Origin of the sequence: Aquabacterium parvum (assembly GCF_001447195.1) — a bacterium.
Taxonomy (GTDB): Bacteria; Pseudomonadota; Gammaproteobacteria; order Burkholderiales; family Burkholderiaceae_C; genus Aquabacterium; species Aquabacterium parvum.
In genome coordinates, this window is sequence record NZ_LFRI01000061.1 from 1 (window position 1) to 273 (window position 273).

Below are 273 nucleotides of genomic sequence, written 5' to 3' on the forward strand. Positions count from 1 at the left end.
TCCTAGAATCCAAAGCATCCGCTTTTGGATTTTGGAGGAATCATGAACTTTGACGAAGTAATCCAGCTTCAGGTGCTGAAGCTCAAGGCCCTGAGCCACGGTGCCAACATGGGCCGGCTGGTCGATCAGGCCATTGCTCAAGGCCAGCTCACCGAGCTGCGCCAGATGTGCGCCAAGGTGCATCCCTCGCTGATCGAGCGCCTCGATCAAGTGACGAACCTGCTCGACATGAGCAAGCGCGAGTTCATCGAGGCTGCTGTGTCTGATGCGCTG

At 56.8% G+C, this 273-nt stretch carries 1 protein-coding gene; it reads left to right on the forward strand.

The features are described 5' to 3' along the window. Window positions 1-42: 42 nt before the first annotated feature. On the forward strand, window positions 43-273 hold a 231-nt coding region (locus tag ABG80_RS01830), incomplete at its 3' end, for a hypothetical protein (protein ID WP_407638724.1).